Genomic DNA, 19,763 nt, shown 5'->3' on the forward strand with positions numbered 1-19,763 from the left:
TGCCTGATGACCATAGCAAGTTGGTCCCACCCCTTCCCATCCCGAACAGGACCGTGAAACAACTTTGCGCCGATGATAGTGCTGCAACCAGTGTGAAAGTAGGTTATCGTCAGGCTTGTTATATAAAAAAACCCCGCAGATGCGGGGTTTTTTTTCGTCTGCAGCGGTCATCGGACTAGATGCCCCAGGTGATGCTTTCACCTTCCGCCTTGGCCGAGCGCAGCATTTCCATCAACGGATAGGCGCGCTGCGAAAAATGGACTTTTTGCGCACGCGCATGGGCGCCCGTTTCGCCATCTTCCAGCGTCTCTGGCGTATGCGCATCGTGCTCGATGTCGTTTTCCGGATGCAGTTTGCTTTCCGCGACTTCTTTTTCCAGCAGGGCCAGGGCATCTCCCGCTTCGGCAGGCGTGATCACGCCGCGCGTGGGGTTCTTGTGCAGGATGTCGAGGATACGCTGCGCATGTTCCTGGTACATCAGCACTTCAGGGGAGGATTTGGATTTGAATGAGATCAACATAAGCGCTTTCTGGAACTTGTTGTTAGTGTCGAAACAATATCACGACTTGAAACTTTACACAGGCCGTCCGTTTGCCCGGTTGGCACGATTGCAAACCGGATACTCCCATCTGTTGGACAGCGCACCTATTTACAAGAGCCCAGTTCTCGTGCGGACCGCCATTTAAGCAAGCGTTAAGTCTCAATCGAGCTTCACGGCGTCCATGAAGGTATCGATGGTGTCACGCGATAGCTTGCTTTCTTCGCCGAGGATGATGACCTGGAAGATGCGTTTGTCCTGCGCCACGAAACGCCCGACCAGCAAGACCGGCTTGCCTTGCTGCGTACCGGCCGCCTCGATGCTCAGCGAACTGCGCTGGCGTGTGCCGGCCGGCGAGCTGCTGGCCGCCGATGCCGATTTTTCGCTGCGCACGGTGCCATTGATATTTTTCAATAATGCGGTCCGCATGGCGGGCAAGGCCGCCTGCGCCTGCTCCGCAGTGTCGAGTATGGCGCTGCCGATGGCGAAGGTGCTGCCATCGACTTCGCTGGCGGTCATGGTCAGGCTGAATTTCTTGCCGTCGAGATCCACTTCGCGCGTCAGTACGGCCGGCTTGCCAGGAAACAAGGCCGTGAACTGGGCGTCGGGGCTGCGATAATCGCGCCAGTCGAATTTCGGACTGCAGGCGGCCAGGACGCTGGCAGCGGCAAGCGTCGCCAGAAATAGGGCAAGTGATGTTTTTTTCATCAGCAGATGGTAGCAGCGCCGCCCATCATGTGCAATCGCGCACGTACGGGCGGATTGGGCCACCTTATCTGCCCACCTTATATTTCACGCAGCACGCGCCGGTACTGGATCGCTTCGGCCACATGTGCTTGTCCGATGGCTGGACTGCCTGCCAGGTCGGCGATGCTGCGGGCCACGCGCAGCACCCGGTGATAAGTGCGTGCCGACCAGTGCAGGTGCAACATGGCGCTGTGCAGCAGCCGCTCGCCATGTTGTTCCAGTTGGCAATGCTGTTCGATTTCCACGTTGTTCAGCCGCTGGTTCGATTTGCCCTGGCGCGCCAATTGCAGGGCAGACGCCGCCGCCACGCGCGTGGCGATTTGTTGCGTGCCTTCGCCAGCACCGGCTAGCCTGCCCAGCGACGCCGGCGGCATGGCCGCCACTTCAATCTGCAAGTCGATACGGTCGAGCAGCGGTCCGGACAAGCGGCTGTGGTAGCGCAGCACGGCGTCCGGCGTGCACCGGCAGCGGCCGGATGCGTGGCCCAGATAGCCGCAGGGACACGGGTTCATGGCGGCGATCAGCTGGAAGCGGGCGGGAAAATCGGCTTGGCGGGCCGCGCGCGAAATGGTGATGACGCCCGATTCCATGGGCTGGCGCAGCACGTCGAGCACTTTGCGGTCGAATTCGGCAATTTCATCGAGGAAGAGCACGCCGCAGTGCGCCAGCGAAATTTCGCCGGGCCGCGGAACATTGCCTCCGCCCACCAAGGCCACGCCGGAAGCCGTCTGATGGGGCGCGCGGTAGGGGCGCCGTTTCCAGTGTTCCACTTTAAAATTGCCGCCCAGCGAATGCACGGCGGCCGATTCCAGCGCCTCTTCGTCGCTCATCGGTGGCAGCACGCCGGGAAAACGGCTGGCCAGCATGGTCTTGCCTGCACCAGGCGGACCCACCATCAGGACGTTGTGGCCGCCAGCGGCAGCCACTTCCAGCGCGCGCCGCGCTTGCTGTTGTCCCTGCACATCGGCAAAGTCAGGATACAGGAAAGCGGGTGCAGCCGGCATGGGCTGGTGGCGCTGCAGGGGCGTATGGCTGGCGTGCGCGGCAAAATGCGCGCATACCTCGAGCAGGGTGTGGGCTGGGTAGATGCCGGCATCGCGGACGAGCGCCGCCTCGTCCGCGTTCGCGTGCGGCAAGATGAAGGCGCGCGGCACGCCGGTCTTGTCGCGTTGCATGGCAAACGTCATGGCCAGCGCGCCCCGGATGGGACGTAGCTGTCCTGACAGCGACAGTTCGCCAGCGAATTCATAGTGGTGTAATTGGTCGCCCGGCAATTGGCCGGAGGCGGCCAGAATGCCCAATGCGATGGGCAGGTCGAAACGGCCCGATTCCTTGGGCAGATCCGCCGGGGCCAGGTTGGCCGTGATGCGCCGCGCCGGCATGTCAAAACCACAGTTTTGCAGCGCGGCACGTACGCGGTCGCGCGATTCCTTCACTTCCGTATCCGGCAAGCCGACGATCGTAAAGGACGGCAAGCCATTGGCAAGATGGACTTCGACGCTTACCTCGGGCGCTTCCATGCCGGCCAGGGCACGGCTTTTCAGGACTGCCAGACTCATCAGATCCCCCTGTAGCGCGGGCGCGGGCAGGATCAGTCTAGTCCTTGAAACGGCGTGCGGCTTGCGCTATGCCAGCAAGAACGCCGATTACGGCGCCCTGCGTGCGGCGATTTACGCTTTTGGATCGTTCAGGCGCGTTTCCAGTTCGATCAGGCGCAATTCCAGTGCATCGAGCTTGGCGCGGGTCTTGGCCAGGACCTGGGCCTGGATATCGAATTCCTCGCGCGTGACGAGATCCAGGCGGGCGAAGCCCTGGGTCATCATCGATTTCACGTTCTTCTCGATATCCTTGGCCGGCGAGTTTTCGATGGCTTGATGGATCTTGCCTTGCAAGTCGTTAAAGAAGGTATTCATGTCCATGGTCAGTCCTTTTATGGTGCGGCCTGTGCATCGCACCATTGCGGTGCACAGCGGCGTTAATCTGGTGCGAAACTGGGCAAATTCACAATGCTTTAGCCGCCCCTTCCCGCATGCCCAGGGGCTTGCAGGGTATGTATGGACGGAAACGCACCTGTCAAGGTGGCAATGGAGCTGGCACGTATTCTGCTAAAGCATAGATGAACGCTTTGTGATCTCCAGCCAAGATTTTAAACCTCAACCGCTTTAAAAGTTCAATAAAAGGGAATCGCCATGAAGAATCTGTCCAAGAACATGACTTTAGCAGCAGCGTTGACACTGGCCATGACCGCCTTGTGCGGCAGCGCGATGGCGCAGGAAGCGGCAGCGGCGCCCGCCGCCGAAGCCGTGCCCGACAACGTGGTCAGCTACAACGTGGCGCTGACCAGCGATTACCGTTACCGTGGTCTGTCGCAAAGCCGCCTGAAGCCGGCCGTCAGCGGCGGCGCCGACTATACGCACAATCCGACCGGCCTGTACGTGGGCACCTGGTTGTCGAGCATCAAATGGATCAAGGATGGCGGCGGCGATACGGATCTGGAATGGGATATCTACGGCGGCAAGCGCGGCGAACTCAGCAAGGATTTCACGTATGACGTGGGCGGCCTGTATTACTTCTATCCGTCGAACGGCCTGAGCACGAATGCGAATACCTTCGAACTGTACGGCCAGCTCGGTTATGGTCCGCTATATATCAAGTACTCGCATTCGACGACGAATCTGTTCGGCGTGGCCGACAGCAAGAACAGCGGTTACCTGGACCTGGGCGCCAACGTGGAAGTGCATGATGGCTACATGCTGAACCTGCATGTGGGCCGGCAAAAGGTCGAGCACAACAATTCCCTCAGCTATAGCGATTACAAGATCGGCGTGACCAAGGACTTCGGCATGGCGACCGTGTCGCTGGCTGCCGTGAAAGCCAACATCGCTTCGCTGGCGCCCAATGGCAAGAATCTGGCGAAAACGGGCCTCGTATTGACTGTTTCCAAAACCTTTTAAGCGAGACTGCCATGAAAATGATTACTGCAATCATTAAACCGTTCAAACTGGACGAAGTGCGCGAAGCCTTGTCGGCTATCAATGTGCAAGGGATTACCGTCACCGAAGTGAAGGGGTTTGGCCGTCAGAAAGGCCATACGGAACTGTACCGTGGCGCCGAGTATGTGGTTGATTTCCTGCCAAAAACCAAAATCGAAGCGGCGGTCGACGACGCCATTGTCGACCAGGCCATCGAAGCCATCGAGGGCGCCGCGCGCACCGGTAAAATCGGCGATGGCAAGATTTTTGTGTACAACCTGGAACAGGTTATCCGCATCCGTACCGGTGAAACCGGCAACGAAGCGCTCTAAGGGGAATATTGATGCGTAAAAATATAACAACATTGTTAGCTGGGTTAGCCTGTCTGTGTGCGTTTGGGGTTGCCGCGCCCAGCTTTGCCGATGCCCCGGCCAAGCCGGAAGCCGTGACGGCCGCTGTCGCCACGCCTGCCGTGACGCCGGCGCCCGATGCCGCCGTGCCGGCTGCCGCGCCAGCCGCCGCCGCTCCTGCCCCAGCGGCTGCCGCGCCGGCGCCCGTCGCCAACAAGGGCGACACCAGTTTCATGATGATCTGCACCGTGCTGGTGATCCTGATGACGATCCCAGGTCTGGCCCTGTTCTACGGCGGCCTGGTGCGCTCGAAGAATATGCTGTCGGTGCTGATGCAAGTGTTCATGGTGTTTTCCCTGGTGGTGGTGCTGTGGTGCATTTATGGCTACTCTGTCGCCTTCACGGAGAAAACCGCCTTCTTCGGCGGCTTCGACCGTCTCTTCCTGAATGGCATCTGGGATCCGGCCAAGGGCACGTTTGCCGCCGCCGCCACCTTCAGCAAGGGCGTCGTCATTCCCGAGTTCGTGTTTGTCGCCTTCCAGGGCACGTTTGCCGCGATTACCTGCTCGCTGATCGTCGGTGCCTTTGCCGAACGCGCCAAGTTTTCCGCCGTGCTGGCATTCGTCGTACTGTGGTTCACGTTTGCCTACCTGCCAGCCGCGCACATGGTCTGGTTCTGGACCGGCCCTGACCTGATCACCGATGCGGCGACGGCAGCCACCGAAGCGGCCAAGGCTGGCTGGATCTGGCAAAAAGGCGCGCTGGACTTCGCCGGCGGCACCGTGGTGCACATCAATGCCGCTATCGCCGGCCTGGTGGGCGCCATCATGATCGGCAAGCGCGTCGGCTACGGCCGTGAATCGATGGCGCCGCATTCGCTGACGATGACCATGATCGGCGCGTCCCTGCTGTGGGTGGGCTGGTTCGGTTTCAATGCCGGTTCCTCGATGGAAGCGGGCGACGTGGCGGCTCTGGCCTTCGTCAATACCATGCTGGCCACGGCTGCCGCCACCCTGTCGTGGGTGTTTGGCGAGTGGATTACCAAGGGCAAGCCTTCCATGCTCGGCGGCGCGTCCGGCGCCGTTGCCGGCCTGGTGGCCATCACCCCGGCGGCCGGCTTCGTCGGCCCGATGGGCGGCCTGGTCATCGGCTTGCTCGCCGGTATCGTCTGCCTGTGGGGCGTGAATGGCTTGAAACGCCTGATCGGCGCCGACGATTCGCTCGACGTGTTCGGCGTCCATGGCGTGGGCGGCATCCTCGGTGCCTTGCTGACGGGCGTGTTTGCGGCGCCGCAACTGGGCGGCCAGGGCATTTTCGACTATGTCACCAACAAGATGTCGGCCGACCCGTATTCGATCGGCCACCAGGTGTGGGTACAGGCGCAGGCTGTCGGCACGACCATCATCTGGTCGGCCGTCGTGTCCGTCATCGCCTATAAACTGGTCGACATCGTCATCGGCCTGCGCGTACCGGAAGAGGAAGAGCGCGAAGGCCTCGATATCACCAGCCACGGCGAACAGGCCTACCACGGGTAACGCCAGACCAAACCTGCTGCGCGTCGCGATTTGCGGCCTGCGATGCTCACTGTGCATGCGCACAGCTCCGCTTCTCAGCCGCAACTCGCCTCCGCTCGCTACGGTTTTGTCGGACGGTGTGATTGTTGATTTTCTGGCACTGCGGCGCCCCGGCGCAGCATGCCAGCGTTGTTTTGCTTGAAAAGGCGCCTCATCGAGGCGCCTTTTTTTCGTTATGGGAATGGAAAAGGTCTTTAAAACAAGGCTTTTGCCCCGATTTGGGGTACTTACACGGTAATATAGTCGGCAGTTCTGTGTGCTTTTCGATTACTGCACATAATTTAAGGATGTAACTATGGTTCCCCACCTCGTCACGGCCCTGACCGGACCGCTGCTCGACCTCGAAAAAAAGATTCTGGCCGCGACGCCGGCCATTGAGCGCTGGTTCCGCATGGAGTGGCAAGAGCACACGCCGCCTTTCTATTGCTCGGTTGACTTGCGCAACGCCGGCTACAAGCTGGCCCCCGTCGATACCAATCTCTTCCCTGGCGGTTTCCATAACCTGGCCACGGAAATGCTGCCCCTGTCCGTGCAAGCGGCCATGGCCGCCATCGACAAGTATTGCCCGGATGCCCGCAACCTGCTGATCGTGCCGGAGTTGCACAACACCACGCCGCAGTATCTGCAGAACGTGGCGCGCCTGATGCAGATCTTCCGCCAGACGGGGCTGCACGTGCGCTTCGGCTCCTGGTCGCCCGAAATCACGCAGCCGACACCATTGGCGTTGCCCGATGGAAATATGCTGGTCATCGAGCCCCTCGTGCGCCTGAACAATGGCCGTCGCCTGGGCTTGAAGGATTTCGATCCATGCACGATTTTGCTGAATAACGACTTGTCGGATGGCATTCCCGATATCTTGCAAAATATTCATGAGCAAAGCCTGCTGCCGCCTTTGCACGCGGGCTGGGCCTTGCGCCGCAAGAGCAACCACTACACGGCCTACGATGAAGTGGTGAAAAAATTCGGCAAGATGATCGATGTCGACCCGTGGATGCTCAACCCGTTCCACGCCAAGTGCAGCGACGTCAACTTCCAGGAAGGCGAGGGCGAAGACGCCCTGGCCGCCAGCGTCGACGTGCTGCTGGCGAAGATCCGCAAGAAATACAAGGAATACGGCATCAAGGAAAAGCCCTTCGTCATCGTCAAGCCCGATGCGGGCACGTATGGCACGGGCATCATGACGGTGCGCGACGCCAGCGAAGTGCGCGACCTGTCGCGCAAGCAGCGCGACAAGATGTCCATCGTCAAGGATGGCAAAGTCGTCACCGACGTCATCATCCAGGAAGGCGTGCCGACCTTTGAAAGCATCAAGGATGCCGTGGCCGAGCCCGTCGTCTACATGATCGACCGCTACGTGGTCGGTGGTTTCTACCGCGTGCACGCGGAAAAGGGCGTGGACCAGAACCTGAACGCGCCCGGCTCGCAGTACGTGCCGCTGGCATTTGCCCAGCAGCATGCCGTGCCGGACTTGAAGGCCAAGCCGGGCACGGCCGCGCCGAACCGTTTCTATGTGTATGGCGTGGTGGCGCGCCTGGCCTTGCTGGCCGCGTCGCTGGAAATGGAGCGCACGGATCCGAATCCCGAGGTGTATTGAGCTGGCGCGGGCGCTTGCCGGGCGCGGCGGCTCCCCTCGGGGAACCCCGCCTGGCGATCTCGGCTAGAATCAAGCATTCCTTACCCAAGCACCCCGATTGGACCGTACCATGAAAATCGCATTCCTCGCCGACCCGCTGGCTGGCTTCAAGACTTACAAAGACTCCACCTTCGCCATGATGCGCGAGGCGGCCAGGCGCGGCCATGCCGTCTACGCGTTCGAGCAGAAGGACATGGCGCTGGAAGAGGGCATCGTCACGGCGCGGGTCACGCAGATCGAGCTGACGGGCGACGAACACGACTGGTACAAGGCCGTCTCCACCGAAGAAGTGCGCCTGTCGACCCTGGACGCCATCATCGAGCGCAAGGATCCGCCGTTCGACATGGAATACGTGTATGGCACGTATCTGCTGGAGCTGGCGGAAAAGCAGGGTGCCTTCGTCTTCAACAAGCCATCGGCCATCCGCGACAACAATGAAAAGCTGGCCATCGCGCAGTTTTCCGAATTCACCTCGCCGACGCTGGTCACGTCCAGCGAAGCGCGCCTGCGCGCCTTCCACGCCAAGCACCAGGACGTCATCTTCAAGCCGCTCGACGGCATGGGCGGCACGGGCATCTTCCGCGTCAAGGCCGATGGCCTGAACCTGGGCGCCATCATCGAGACGCTGACGGACAACGGCGCGCAAACCATCATGGCGCAGCGCTTCATCGCCGACATCGTCAAGGGCGACAAGCGCATCCTCGTCATCGGCGGCAAGCCGGTGCCGTTTTCGCTGGCGCGCATTCCGCAGGCCGGCGAAGTGCGCGGCAACCTGGCGGCCGGCGGCACGGGCGTGGCGCAGCCATTGACGGCGCGCGACCTGGAAATCGCTGAAAAGCTTGGCCCCATCCTGGCCGCGCGTGGCCTGATGCTGGTAGGATTGGACGTGATCGGCGACTATCTGACGGAAGTCAATGTCACCAGTCCGACCTGCTTCCAGGAAATCATGCAGCAGACTGGTTTTGACGTGGCCGCCATGTTTGTCGATGCGGTCGAGCAAGGCGTTGCGCAAACGCAGCAACGTTAATAAGGCGAAATGACTATGGTAGGGATCTTGCTCATGACACATGCACCGCTGGGACAGGCGTTCATCGCCGCCTGCGCGCATGTGTTTCGGGGGCCAACGGAACGTTTTGAAGCCATCGACGTGGTCGCTGACCAGGACTTGGCCGAAGTACAGAAGCTGGCGTCGGAAGCCATCTGCCGTCTCGACGACGGCTCCGGCGTGCTGGTGATTACCGACGTGAAGGGCGGCACGCCGTCGAACTGCTGCAACAAGCTGGCCGATGCGGGCAGGGTGGAAGTGATCGCCGGCATCAGCCTGCCGATGTTGCTGCGCGCCATCACGTATCGCCGCGATACGCTCGACGTGGTGGTGGAGATGGCGCTGGCCGGCGCGCAAAGCGGCGCCGTGCGCGTGGATAACCGCATTCGCGTCGGCGAGTAGGGAATGACATGGCCGCCGCCCTGAAGGCGGCGGGTTTTATAGGCAAGGGCTGTCATCAATGCAGTGCATTCAGGGATAGAGACTATACAAAAATGATTCAAAAAGAACTCGAAATCATCAACAAGCTGGGACTGCATGCACGCGCTTCCGCCAAATTTACCCAACTGGCCGCCAAGTTCAAGAGCGACGTCTGGCTGACCCGCAACGCGCGCCGCATCAACGCCAAGTCCATCATGGGCGTGATGATGCTGGCCGCCGGCAAGGGCGCGAAAGTGACCCTGGAAGCAGAGGGCGATGATGAGCAGGCATGCGTCGATGCCCTCACCGCCCTGATCAACGACAGGTTTGGCGAAGGCGAGTAATGCCCGCCGAACGCAGCCGCAGCCGCATTCCGACAGGTCACCCCATGGCATCCTTCACGCTCCACGGCATCCCGGTTTCCCGCGGTATCGCCATTGGCCGCGCGCATTTGCTGGCGCCGGCCGCCCTTGACGTCAAACACTACCTGGTCGCCCAGGAACAGATCGAAGCCGAAGTACAGCGTTTGCAGAACGCCATCGCCACCGTCCACAAGGAGCTGCAAACCCTGTGGAACGATTTGCCCAAGGATGCGCCGACCGAACTGGGCGCCTTCATCGACGTGCACGCGCTGATCCTGTCGGACCCGATGATCGCCGAAGCGCCGCTCGACATCATCCGCTCGCGCCACTACAACGCCGAATGGGCGCTGCTGACGCAAATTGATGAATTATCGGCCCAGTTCGACGAAATCGAAGATCCGTATCTGCGCGAACGCAAGGCCGACATCCAGCAAGTGGCCGAGCGCGTGCTGAAGGTCTTGCTGGGCACCGAACAGCTGCTGCCGAAAGCGGCCGCCGAAGACGAATTGATGGCGCAGATGGTCGTCGTCGCGCACGATATCTCTCCGGCGGACATGCTGCAGTTCCGCGACCGCTCCTTCATCGGCTTCATCACCGATGTCGGCGGGCAGAACTCGCACACGGCCATCGTCGCGCGCAGCCTGGATATCCCGGCCGCCGTCGGTATGTCGCAGGCATCGACCCTGATCGAGCAGGACGACTGGCTGATCATCGACGGCGACGCCGGCGTGGTCATTGCCAACCCCAGCGCGCTGGTGCTGGAACAGTACCGCGAGCGCCAGGTGGCGATGCAGCGCGCGCGCAAAAAGCTGGGCAAGCTGAAAAAGACGCCGGCCGTCACCAGGTGCGGCACGCCCATCACCCTGCTGGCGAATATCGAGCTGCCCGAGGATTGCCCGTTTGCGCTGGAGTCGGGCGCCAGCGGCGTGGGCCTGTTCCGCTCCGAATTCCTGTTCATGGGCCGGGCCCACAAGATCCCCACCGAGGACGAACAGTTCGAGGCCTACCGCAACACGGTGCAATCGATGAAGGGGCGCGTGGTGACCATCCGCACGCTCGACATCGGCGCCGACAAGCCGCTCGACCAGGCCGACCATACGGCCTTGAATCCGGCCCTGGGCTTGCGCGCCATCCGCTATTGCCTGGCCGAGCCGCAGCTGTTCCTGACGCAGCTGCGGGCGATTCTGCGCGCCTCGGCCTTCGGCAAGGTGCGCATCCTGATACCCATGCTCGCGCATGCGTTCGAGATCGACCAGTCGCTGGCCATGATCGCGCAAGCCAAGGCCAGCCTGCGCGAGGAAGGCGTCAAGTTCGACGACGAGGTCGAAGTGGGCGCCATGATCGAAATTCCCGCCGCCGCGCTGGCGCTGCCCATGTTCGTCAAGCGCATGGATTTCCTGTCGATCGGCACGAACGATTTGATCCAGTACACTTTGGCCATCGACCGCGTCGATTACGAGGTGGCGCATTTGTACAATCCGCTGCATCCGGCCGTGCTGCAACTGATCTCGATGACGATCGCCGCCGGCCACAAGGCGGGCATAGACGTGGCCGTCTGCGGCGAGATGGCGGGCGACGTCAAGCTCACGCGCCTGCTGCTGGGCATGGGGCTGCGCGAGTTTTCCATGCATCCAGCGCAACTGTTGGCGGTCAAGCAAGAGATCCTCAACAGCGACCTGGGGCTGATCGCACCACAAATGCGCAAAATTATGCGCTCGATGGAGCCAAATGTGATCGCGGAAGCTGTCCAGCAACTTCAGCTCATGTAAACTGTCACTTCATCAGCATCAGGACACATCGCGCGCGGCATGATGTGTCCTGATGTTAAAGTTGCAAAACCTACCATCGCGGTTTTGCATCGACCATGGCCCGTGGGGCCGCCCCCCTTTATAAACCGACACACATGTCATCCATTGGAATCGTTTCGCCGCAAACCATGTATTTTGCGGAACCCCTGCAGCTGCAAAGCGGAGCATCGCTGCTGGACTATATGTTGATGTATGAAACCTACGGCACCCTGAACGCCGACAAATCGAACGCGGTGCTGGTTTGCCACGCCCTGAACGCCTCGCACCACGTGGCCGGCGTCTACGCGGATGAACCGAAAAGCACGGGCTGGTGGGACAATATGGTGGGCCCCGGCAAGCCGCTCGACACCAACAAATTCTTCGTCATCGGCGTCAACAACCTGGGCTCCTGCTTCGGCTCGACGGGCCCCATGCACACCAATCCCGCCACCGGCAAGCCGTATGGCGCCGCCTTCCCCGTCGTCACGGTGGAAGACTGGGTCAGCGCGCAGGCGCGCCTGGCCGATGAGCTGGGCATCAGCCAGTTCGCCGCCGTGATGGGCGGTTCCCTGGGCGGCATGCAGGCGCTGGCGTGGAGCATCATGTTCCCCGAGCGGCTGCGCCACTGCGTGGTGATCGCTTCGACGGCCAAGCTGTCGGCACAGAACATCGCCTTCAACGACGTGGCGCGCCAGGCCATCCTGTCGGACCCCGATTACCATGGCGGCGACTTCTATGCGCACGGCGTGGTGCCGAAGAACGGCCTGCGCGTGGCACGCATGGTGGGCCACATCACCTACCTGTCGAACGACGACATGGCGGAAAAGTTCGGCCGCAAGCTGCGCGATGCGGCGCAGACGGGCGACTACAAATTCGGCTTCGGCATCGATTTCGAGATCGAATCGTACCTGCGCTACCAGGGCGACAAGTTCTCCGAATACTTCGACGCCAACACGTATTTACTGATCACCAAGGCGCTCGATTATTTCGATCCGGCGCGCGCGCATGGCGGCGACCTGGCCAAGGCCCTGTCGGGCACCAAGGCCAAGTTCTTCCTTGCCTCGTTTTCCACCGACTGGCGCTTCTCGCCCGAGCGCAGCCGCGAGATCGTCGAAGCGCTGGTCTGCAACCGGCGCCAGGTCACGTATGCCGAGATCGATGCGCCGCACGGCCACGACGCCTTCCTGCTGGAAGACCCGCGCTACATGAACATGGTGCGCGCCTACTACGGCCAGGTATGGAACGACATCGCGGCGGGCGTGCCCGCTGCGGCAGCACAGCACACAGACGTCCGCCAGGGCGCGAAGGAGATCGCATGACTTTTGACGAATTGAGCGCGCTGCGCCCCGACCTGGCCTTCATCGCCCACTGGGTGCCGAACAACGCGCACGTGCTGGACGTGGGGTGCGGCGAGGGCGTGATGCTCGAGTACCTGCAAAGCGACAAGGAGTGCAGCGGCTACGGCATCGAGATCGCCGACGACAAGGTACTGGCCAGTACCTTGCGCGGCGTGAATGTGATCCAGCAGGACATGGAAAAGGGCTTGTCCATCTTTGGCGACAACAGCTTCGACACGGTGCTGTGCCTGTCGTCGCTGCAGATGATGAAACAGGTCGAGCCGCTGTTGCGCGACATCGTGCGCGTGGGCGCCGAGGCCATCGTCTCGTTTCCCAACTTCGCCTACTGGCCGCACCGCGTGGCGCTGCTCAAAGGCCGCATGCCCGTGTCGAAATCGCTGCCTTACCAGTGGTACGACACGCCCAACGTGCGCTGCGCTACGATCAACGACTTCCGCGAACTGGCCGAGGAGTGCGGCCTGGAAGTGATCGAGTGCGTGGCCCTGGCCGAAGGCAAGATGGTGTCCGTGCTGCCGAACCTGCGCGGCGACCTGGCCGTCTTCCGCCTGCGTAAAAAAGCGGTGCATTGATGAGCAAAAGCCCGGCGCCAGGCTGGCGTTCCTATGCCAACGGCCGCATGCTGGCCGTGCTGGTGCTGGGCTTCAGTTCCGGCCTGCCCCTGTTCATCCTGCTGTACCTGCTGCAGGCGTGGCTGGCCAAGTCGGGGCTGAACGTGAAGGCGCTGGGGCTGTTCGCCCTGGTGCAGTTCCCGTATATCTGGAAATTCCTGTGGGCCCCCCTGATGGACCGTTACAGCATCCTCGGCCTGGGGCGCCGGCGCGGCTGGATGGCGCTCACGCAGGTGGCGCTGTTCTTTTCCATCGGCGCCATGGGCATGCTCGATCCGCTCACGCAGATCGGCCTGATCGCGGCCGCCGCCGGCGGCGTGGCCTTTTTGTCCGCCAGCCAGGACATCGTCATCGATGCCTACCGCCGTGAAATCCTCAGCGACAACGAGCAGGGCCTGGGCGCGGCCGTCATCGTCAACGCGTATAAGGTGGCGGGCATGGTGCCGGGTGCGCTGTCGCTGATCCTGGCCGACCGCATGCCGTGGCAGCCCGTGTTCTGGATCACGGCCGCCTTCATGCTGCCCGGTTTTGTCTGCACCTTGCTGGTGAAGGAACCGAGCGTGTACGGTTCGCCGCCGAAGACCATGCGCGAAGCGATCATCCTGCCATTCCAGGAATTCATCGCGCGCGATGGCTGGCGCAACGCAATGTGGATCCTCGCCTTCGTATTACTGTATAAAATCGGCGACAGCATGGCGACGGCGCTGGCGACGAAGTTTTACCTGGACCTTGGCTTTAGCATGACGCAGATCGGCCTGGCCGCCAATACCACGGGTTTCTGGGCCAGCCTGGCCGGTGGCGTGGTGGGGGGCGTGTGGATGCTCAAGCTGGGCATCAACCGCGGCCTGTGGGTGTTTGGCGCGCTGCAGGCGATCGCCATCCTCGGTTTTGCCTGGCTGGCGCAAGTGGGGCCGAATACCGTGCTGCTCAGCGCCGTGATCGGCTTCGAGGCGTTTGCCAGCCTGGGGCTGGGCGCCGCCGCCTTTGTTGCGTTCCTGTCGCGCACCACGGATCCGCGCTACACGGCCACGCAATATGCGCTATTTTCCAGCCTGAGCGCCGTGCCGCGCACCCTGATCAACGCCTCTGTCGGTTTCCTCGTCGCCGAGCTGGGCTGGTTCTCGTTTTTCATCGTATGCTTCTTCCTGGCCTTCCCGGCCATGATGATGTTGCCTAAAATTGCTCCATGGAGGTCTGCCAATGGCACCAATATCCCTTAAACGCTGCGCCGTCCTGGCCAGCCTGTGCGCGGTTACCGCGCTGGCGCCCCTGTCCGCCTTCGCCCAGCAGGCAACGGTCCAGGATGGCATCAAGGTGCGTCCCTTGTCGACTTCGCGCATCTTTGCCGGCGGCGCCGATTTCAATGCACAATCGAAGCAGCAATATGCGCAGCTGGTCAACGAAGCGAAGGAAAAAAATGCGCTGGTGCCCGACAGCGATCCGCAGGTCAGGCGCCTGCGCGCCATCGCGCAGCGCATCATCCCGTTCGCCACGCGCTGGAACGAAGCGGCGGCCAACTGGAACTGGCAGATCAACCTGCTCAATTCCGACCAGGTCAACGCCTTTTGCATGCCGGGCGGGCAGATCGCCTTTTACAGCGGGATTATCACCAAGCTGAACCTGACCGACGATGAAGTCGCCGTCGTCATGGGCCATGAAATTTCGCATGCGCTGCGCGAACACTCGCAGGCGCAGGCGGGCAAGGGCAATCTGGCGGCCGTCGGCGCCAAGCTGGCCGGCGCGGGCCTGTCGGCCTGGCTCGGCGTCGATCCGAACCTGACCAGCACCGCCACGAATATGGCGGCCCAAGGCGTGATGCTGAAGTTCTCGCGCGACGATGAACGCGAAGCGGACCTGATCGGCATGGACCTGGCCGCGCGCGCCGGTTTCGACCCGCGCGCCGGCGTCGTGCTGTGGCAGAAAATGGCCGCCGTGAGCAAGGGCGCGCCGCCGGAATTCCTCTCGACGCACCCGTCGGGCAAGGACCGCATCTCGCAGATGAACAGCCACATGGCGCAGGTGCTGCCGCTGTACGCGCGCAGCAAGGGCGTCAGCGTCGACGCCTTGCCGCCATACCGCAGCAACGCGATTGCCGCGCGCTAGGATGTCCGTTCGCGGCAACAAGCCGGCGGCCGCCGTGCCGCTGCCCATGCGCGACGGCGTCGCGCCCAGCTACCTGTGGCTGCCGGAAGGACAGTGGCCCGACATGCTGTCCTTTCTGGTCGAGCGCTATCCGCAGATCAGCGCCGCGCAATGGCTGGACCGCATGGCGCGCGGCGACGTGGTCGATGGCGACGGCGCCGCGCTGGCGCCGGGCAGCGCGTACCGGCGCGGCATGCGCATCTTTTACTACCGCGAGCTGGAACGCGAAACGCCGATCCCGTTCCAGGAAGCGATCCTGTACCAGGACGAGCAGCTGGTGGTGGTCGACAAGCCGCATTTCCTGCCCATGACGCCGGGCGGGCGCTTCGTGCAGGAGACCTTGCTGACGCGCCTGAAGAAAAGCCTCGATTGCGCCGAGCTGACGCCGATCCACCGCCTCGACCGCGAGACGGCCGGCGTGGTGATCTTTTCGCGCCAGCCGTCCAGCCGTGGCGCCTACCAGTCGCTGTTCCAGCGCCGCGAAGTGCGCAAGACCTATGAAGCGCTGGCGCCGCGCCTCGATGGCCGCGATTTTCCATTCACCTACCGCAGTCGGATGGTCGATGGCGACAAGTTTTTCCTCATGCGCGAGGAAGCGGGCGAGCCGAATTCGGAAACCATTATCGACATTATCGAACAGCGCGGCGAGCTGAACCTGTATCGGCTGCAGCCGCACACGGGCCGCAAGCACCAGCTGCGCGTGCACCTGGCGTCGCTGGGCATCCCCATCGTCAACGATGCGTTTTATCCACTGGCCCTGCCGTGCAAGGAGGACGACATGTCGCAGCCGCTGCAGCTGCTGGCGCGCGCCATCGCGTTCACCGATCCGTTGACGGGGCAGGAGCGCCAGTATGCCAGCCGCAGGGTGCTGGCGCTGGAGGGAGAGGAGTGCCATGGCGCAGGATAGGCCAGTCCGCTTGCTGGAAGATGTGCGCTACTTTGAGAGCGCCGAGCCGCCCCAGCGGGGCCAGCGTTTTCCCGCGTATGCGGGCAGCCTGTTCGACGTTCCCGCAGGCGCCACGGCGCTGGGCGAACGCATCGCGCGCCGCTGCGGCCAGCTGGACGTGTCGATCGGCCACGCCAGCCAGCTGTACCTGTGCCTGACGGCGTCGCTGCCTGAAGGCGCCATCGCCCTGTCCGACCGCGCGGCCGAGGCATGGCACCAGGTGGTGCTGCATGGGCTGGACCCCGCCACCTTCAATGCGCTGCCCCAGCCCGAGAAAATGGCGGTGCTGGGCCGCGCCACGTTTGCCGTGCTGCGCGCGCTGGCACCGGCCATGGCGAATGTGCTGGACGAGGTGCAGGCGGAGATCGCGGCGGCGGGCGAGGCCTTCCGCCTCACGCTCAAGAGCAAGACCACGAAGCACTATGCGCTCGCCATCGAGCAAACCATTCCCGCGCATCCGCAGCCAACCGAGGTATTCGTGCGTGCCGTGCATCTGGCGACGGGCGCGGAGCGCGTGCAGAAGCTGGGCGAGGCGCAGTTTCCATCGATGGCGCCCAGCCTGGTCGACCGGCTGGCCGTCACGGGCAAGATCCTGACGGTTCACCCGCGCAAATCGTTCCGCGCGCAATTGGACAATGCGCGCAGCCAGCCGCTGGCGACGGCCGACCTGGAAGCGCTGTTCAGCTCTTGAGCGTGTAGTCGATGATCAGCGGCGCATGGTCGGAAAAGCGTTCGTCCTTGTAGACGCTGACCGTGTGCGCCTGGGCCGCGATGCCGGGCGTGGCGACGTGGTAGTCGATGCGCCAGCCCACGTTCTTCGCGTAGGCTTGCCCGCGGTTGCTCCACCACGTGTACTGGTCTTCGCGCTTGTCCAGGCCGCGGTGCACGTCGACAAAGCCCACTTCGTCGAAGACGCGCGTGAGCCACGCGCGCTCCTCGGGCAGGAAGCCGGAGTTCTTCTTGTTGCCCTTCCAGTTTTTCAGGTCGATTTCATGGTGGGCGATATTCCAGTCGCCGCAGATGACCACTTCGCGGCCCAGCGCCTTCAATGCCAGCAGGTGCGGCAGGAACAGTTCCATGAAGCGGAACTTGGCTTCCTGGCGCTCCGGGCCGGACGAGCCGGACGGGCAGTACACGGAAATGACGGACAGGTTGCCAAAATCACAGCGTACGTAGCGGCCTTCGGCATCGAATTCCGGGCTGCCGAAGCCGATATGCACGGCGTCCGGTTCGACCTTGCTGTACACGCCCGTGCCGGAATAGCCCTTTTTCTCGGCGTAGTGGAAATGGCCATGGTAGCCATGCGGGTTGAGGAATTCCGGCGTCATGTCGGGCAGCTGCGCCTTCAATTCCTGTACGCAGATGAAATCGGCGGTTTGCGTGCCCATCCAGTTGAAAAAGCCTTTTTTGGCGGCGGAACGGATACCGTTCAGGTTGGCGGAGATAATTTTTGGCATGGTCGAAAGGCAGTCTTCAGAGCGAATGTTGAGCAAAACCGGCGCTGGACGGGGCCGGCGGGCATGGCATGGCGATTGTCTCGCCGGTGCGCGCGGATTAAAATACAGGCACTTTTAAAAAATGAGGCTAATGTGAATAATTTACGCCAGCAGTTTATCGCGTTTTCAGTATCCAAGGGAGTCTTGCGGTTCGGCGAGTTCACCACCAAGGCCGGGCGCTCATCGCCGTACTTCTTCAATGCGGGCCTGTTCCATGACGGCGCCACCCTGGCCGAGCTGGCGCAGTTCTACGCGCAGACCCTGCTCGACTCGGGCGTCGAATTCGACATGCTGTTCGGCCCCGCCTACAAGGGCATCACCCTGGCATCGGCCACCGCCGTGGCGCTGGCCGGCAAGGGCCGCAACACGTCGTTCGCCTTCAACCGCAAAGAAGCCAAGGACCATGGCGAAGGCGGCACCATCGTCGGCGCCAAACTGCATGGCAAGGTTGTCATCATTGACGATGTGATCTCGGCCGGCACCTCGGTGCGCGAATCGGTGGACATGATCCGCGCCGCCGGCGCCGAGCCATGCGCCGTGCTGATCGCCCTGGACCGCATGGAGCGCTCGGGCCCGGACGGCCAGCTGTCGCCAAGTTCGGCGGTGCAGGAAGTGTCGAAACAATACGGCATTCCCGTCATCTCGATCGGCAACCTGGACGACCTGTTCGGCTACCTGAACGGCGCCGGCGCCGATCCGGAACTGCTGAAGCACAAAGAGGCCGTTTCCGCCTACCGCACCCGCTATGGCATTTAAGTAGTCTTCTCCAGCAGCACCCGCAGCCGCGGGTCGCTGCAGGCGGCGCCGGCTTGCGGATGGCATTGCAACAGCCGCCGCAGCAGCGCGCCGCCGATGCCGCGCCGCCGGAACGGCGGTTTCACGAACAGCATGTTCACCGTCACGGCGTTCGCGTGCTTGCTGATGTCGAGCATGGCCACCTGCTGGCCGTCGATCCACGCGCACAGGGCGTGTTCGCCCTGCCAGTCGATGGTCATCACGCCAGCCATGGCTTCAGCGCCGAATGCAGGCCCAGAAAAAACAGCCCGACAAAAAAGCAGCGCTTGAACACGTCTTGCGCGATGCGCCCGCGCAGCCACTGGCCGGCCAGCATGCCCGCCAGCGCCGGCAGCAGCGCATAGGCCGATGCGCCGGCCGCACCCAGGCTGAAGTCGCCGTGCAGGGCCAGGCTGGCGGCCAGCGCCACGGTCGAGGCGGTAAACGCCAATCCCAGCGCCTGCACCAGCGCATCGCGCGCCAGCCCCAGGCCTTGCAGATACGGCACGGCCGGGATCACGAACACGCCAGTCGCCGCCGTCACCAGCCCCGTCGCGGCGCCGGCCAGAGGCCCCAGCCACGCTTCGTGGCGCACCGGCACCCGCACGTGCAGCGAGAGCAATCCCGCCAGCGCATACAGCATCAGCGCCACGCCCAGTGCAACGACGGCCCATACGCCGCTGTCGCGCGGCAGCCAGGCGCCGCCCGCCAGGGTGCCTGCCATGACGGCGGCCAGCATCGGCCACAAACGGCGCAGCAGGACGCGCAACCCCGGGCCGGCCGCCAGCTGCCATACGTTCGTCACCATCGACGGTACGATCAGCAGCGCGGCCGCCTGCACGGGCGCCATGACGAGGCTGAGCGTGCCCATCGCCACCGTCGGCAGTCCCAGTCCGACTACGCCCTTGACGAAGCCAGCGACGAGGAAGCTGGCGCCGACGGCCAGCAGGAATGACGTCTCCATCTTTTTTATTCCATAGTGAATTTGCGTGGATTCTGCGCGCGTTCGCG

22 protein-coding genes and 1 rRNA gene are annotated in these 19,763 nt (G+C 62.6%); 16 read left to right on the top strand and 7 right to left on the bottom strand.

The window, feature by feature from the left end; all coding sequences use genetic code 11:
- The first annotated feature begins 2 nt into the window (after positions 1-2).
- A 5S ribosomal RNA gene (gene rrf / locus O0880_RS25630) occupies positions 3-115 on the top strand.
- Positions 116-175: 60 nt separating this feature from the next.
- On the opposite strand, the gene O0880_RS25635 is transcribed toward rrf, so the two are convergent.
- The 4 genes from O0880_RS25635 to O0880_RS25650 form a co-directional block, all read right to left on the bottom strand.
- Positions 176-520: a DUF1840 domain-containing protein gene (locus O0880_RS25635; protein WP_071325465.1), complete on the bottom strand. Its 345-nt coding sequence runs from the start codon at positions 518-520 to the stop codon at positions 176-178.
- A gap of 180 nt (positions 521-700) precedes the next feature.
- Positions 701-1,246, bottom strand: a complete 546-nt coding sequence (locus tag O0880_RS25640; protein ID WP_289889365.1) for a hypothetical protein — start codon at positions 1,244-1,246, stop codon at positions 701-703.
- A gap of 77 nt (positions 1,247-1,323) precedes the next feature.
- On the bottom strand, positions 1,324-2,844 hold the full coding sequence (locus O0880_RS25645) for a YifB family Mg chelatase-like AAA ATPase (protein WP_289889366.1): 1,521 nt from the start codon (positions 2,842-2,844) through the stop codon (positions 1,324-1,326).
- 111 nt (positions 2,845-2,955) lie between these two features.
- Positions 2,956-3,204: an accessory factor UbiK family protein gene (locus O0880_RS25650; RefSeq protein WP_035824443.1), complete on the bottom strand. Its 249-nt coding sequence runs from the start codon at positions 3,202-3,204 to the stop codon at positions 2,956-2,958.
- A 270-nt stretch (positions 3,205-3,474) separates the two neighbouring features.
- Between O0880_RS25650 and O0880_RS25655 the strand changes: the two genes are divergently transcribed.
- The 14 genes from O0880_RS25655 to O0880_RS25720 all read left to right on the top strand — a co-directional run bounded on the left by O0880_RS25655 (position 3,475) and on the right by O0880_RS25720 (position 17,173).
- On the top strand, positions 3,475-4,239 hold the full coding sequence (locus tag O0880_RS25655; protein ID WP_289889367.1) for a TorF family putative porin: 765 nt from the start codon (positions 3,475-3,477) through the stop codon (positions 4,237-4,239).
- Between the two features lie 11 nt (positions 4,240-4,250).
- Positions 4,251-4,589, top strand: coding sequence for a P-II family nitrogen regulator (locus O0880_RS25660; RefSeq protein WP_010393464.1), 339 nt, complete (start codon positions 4,251-4,253; stop codon positions 4,587-4,589).
- An 11-nt stretch (positions 4,590-4,600) separates the two neighbouring features.
- Positions 4,601-6,142, top strand: a complete 1,542-nt coding sequence (amt, locus tag O0880_RS25665; RefSeq protein WP_289889368.1) for an ammonium transporter — start codon at positions 4,601-4,603, stop codon at positions 6,140-6,142.
- A 334-nt stretch (positions 6,143-6,476) separates the two neighbouring features.
- A complete protein-coding gene (gene gshA / locus O0880_RS25670; protein WP_070222828.1) occupies positions 6,477-7,775 on the top strand; it encodes a glutamate--cysteine ligase in 1,299 nt (432 codons plus the stop codon).
- Positions 7,776-7,884: 109 nt separating this feature from the next.
- On the top strand, positions 7,885-8,841 hold the full coding sequence (gene gshB, locus O0880_RS25675) for a glutathione synthase (protein ID WP_289889369.1): 957 nt from the start codon (positions 7,885-7,887) through the stop codon (positions 8,839-8,841).
- Positions 8,842-8,856: 15 nt separating this feature from the next.
- A complete protein-coding gene (locus O0880_RS25680) occupies positions 8,857-9,261 on the top strand; it encodes a PTS fructose transporter subunit IIA (RefSeq protein WP_029496035.1) in 405 nt (134 codons plus the stop codon).
- A 92-nt stretch (positions 9,262-9,353) separates the two neighbouring features.
- Positions 9,354-9,623 carry an HPr family phosphocarrier protein gene (locus O0880_RS25685; protein ID WP_010393142.1) on the top strand — a complete coding sequence of 90 codons (270 nt, stop codon included), beginning with the start codon at positions 9,354-9,356 and terminating at the stop codon, positions 9,621-9,623.
- Between the two features lie 44 nt (positions 9,624-9,667).
- Positions 9,668-11,410, top strand: coding sequence for a phosphoenolpyruvate--protein phosphotransferase (gene ptsP, locus O0880_RS25690; RefSeq protein WP_071326719.1), 1,743 nt, complete (start codon positions 9,668-9,670; stop codon positions 11,408-11,410).
- A gap of 134 nt (positions 11,411-11,544) precedes the next feature.
- Positions 11,545-12,747 (top strand): homoserine O-acetyltransferase, encoded by a 1,203-nt coding sequence (locus O0880_RS25695; RefSeq protein ID WP_289889370.1) that lies wholly within the window; start codon positions 11,545-11,547, stop codon positions 12,745-12,747.
- On the top strand, positions 12,744-13,355 hold the full coding sequence (gene metW, locus O0880_RS25700) for a methionine biosynthesis protein MetW (protein WP_071325458.1): 612 nt from the start codon (positions 12,744-12,746) through the stop codon (positions 13,353-13,355). The genes O0880_RS25695 and metW overlap by 4 nt, the downstream gene beginning before the upstream one ends.
- Positions 13,355-14,614, top strand: coding sequence for an AmpG family muropeptide MFS transporter (locus O0880_RS25705; RefSeq protein ID WP_289889371.1), 1,260 nt, complete (start codon positions 13,355-13,357; stop codon positions 14,612-14,614). Before metW ends, O0880_RS25705 begins: the two co-directional genes overlap by 1 nt.
- Positions 14,595-15,497, top strand: coding sequence for a M48 family metallopeptidase (locus O0880_RS25710; protein WP_289889372.1), 903 nt, complete (start codon positions 14,595-14,597; stop codon positions 15,495-15,497). The genes O0880_RS25705 and O0880_RS25710 overlap by 20 nt, the downstream gene beginning before the upstream one ends.
- 1 nt (position 15,498) lies before the next feature.
- Positions 15,499-16,443: a pseudouridine synthase gene (locus O0880_RS25715; protein WP_289889373.1), complete on the top strand. Its 945-nt coding sequence runs from the start codon at positions 15,499-15,501 to the stop codon at positions 16,441-16,443.
- Positions 16,430-17,173, top strand: coding sequence for a hypothetical protein (locus O0880_RS25720; RefSeq protein ID WP_289889374.1), 744 nt, complete (start codon positions 16,430-16,432; stop codon positions 17,171-17,173). The genes O0880_RS25715 and O0880_RS25720 overlap by 14 nt, the downstream gene beginning before the upstream one ends.
- Here the strand turns inward: O0880_RS25720 and O0880_RS25725 are convergent.
- Positions 17,163-17,939, bottom strand: coding sequence for an exodeoxyribonuclease III (locus tag O0880_RS25725; protein ID WP_034784687.1), 777 nt, complete (start codon positions 17,937-17,939; stop codon positions 17,163-17,165). The genes O0880_RS25720 and O0880_RS25725 overlap by 11 nt on opposite strands.
- A gap of 132 nt (positions 17,940-18,071) precedes the next feature.
- Between O0880_RS25725 and pyrE the strand changes: the two genes are divergently transcribed.
- The gene (gene pyrE, locus O0880_RS25730) at positions 18,072-18,734 is read left to right on the top strand and encodes an orotate phosphoribosyltransferase (RefSeq protein ID WP_071325453.1); all 663 of its coding nucleotides are present in this window, start codon (positions 18,072-18,074) and stop codon (positions 18,732-18,734) included.
- Here pyrE and O0880_RS25735 read toward each other — a convergent pair.
- Both O0880_RS25735 and O0880_RS25740 read right to left on the bottom strand, forming a co-directional pair.
- The gene (locus O0880_RS25735; protein ID WP_289889375.1) at positions 18,731-18,973 is read right to left on the bottom strand and encodes a GNAT family N-acetyltransferase; all 243 of its coding nucleotides are present in this window, start codon (positions 18,971-18,973) and stop codon (positions 18,731-18,733) included. The two genes, pyrE and O0880_RS25735, sit on opposite strands and share 4 nt — an antisense overlap.
- A complete protein-coding gene (locus O0880_RS25740; RefSeq protein ID WP_289889376.1) occupies positions 18,973-19,716 on the bottom strand; it encodes a sulfite exporter TauE/SafE family protein in 744 nt (247 codons plus the stop codon). Before O0880_RS25740 ends, O0880_RS25735 begins: the two co-directional genes overlap by 1 nt.
- Between the last annotated feature and the right edge of the window lie 47 nt (positions 19,717-19,763).

The sequence above is a fragment of the Janthinobacterium sp. SUN118 genome (assembly GCF_030397695.1).
Lineage (GTDB): Bacteria > Pseudomonadota > Gammaproteobacteria > Burkholderiales > Burkholderiaceae_D > Janthinobacterium.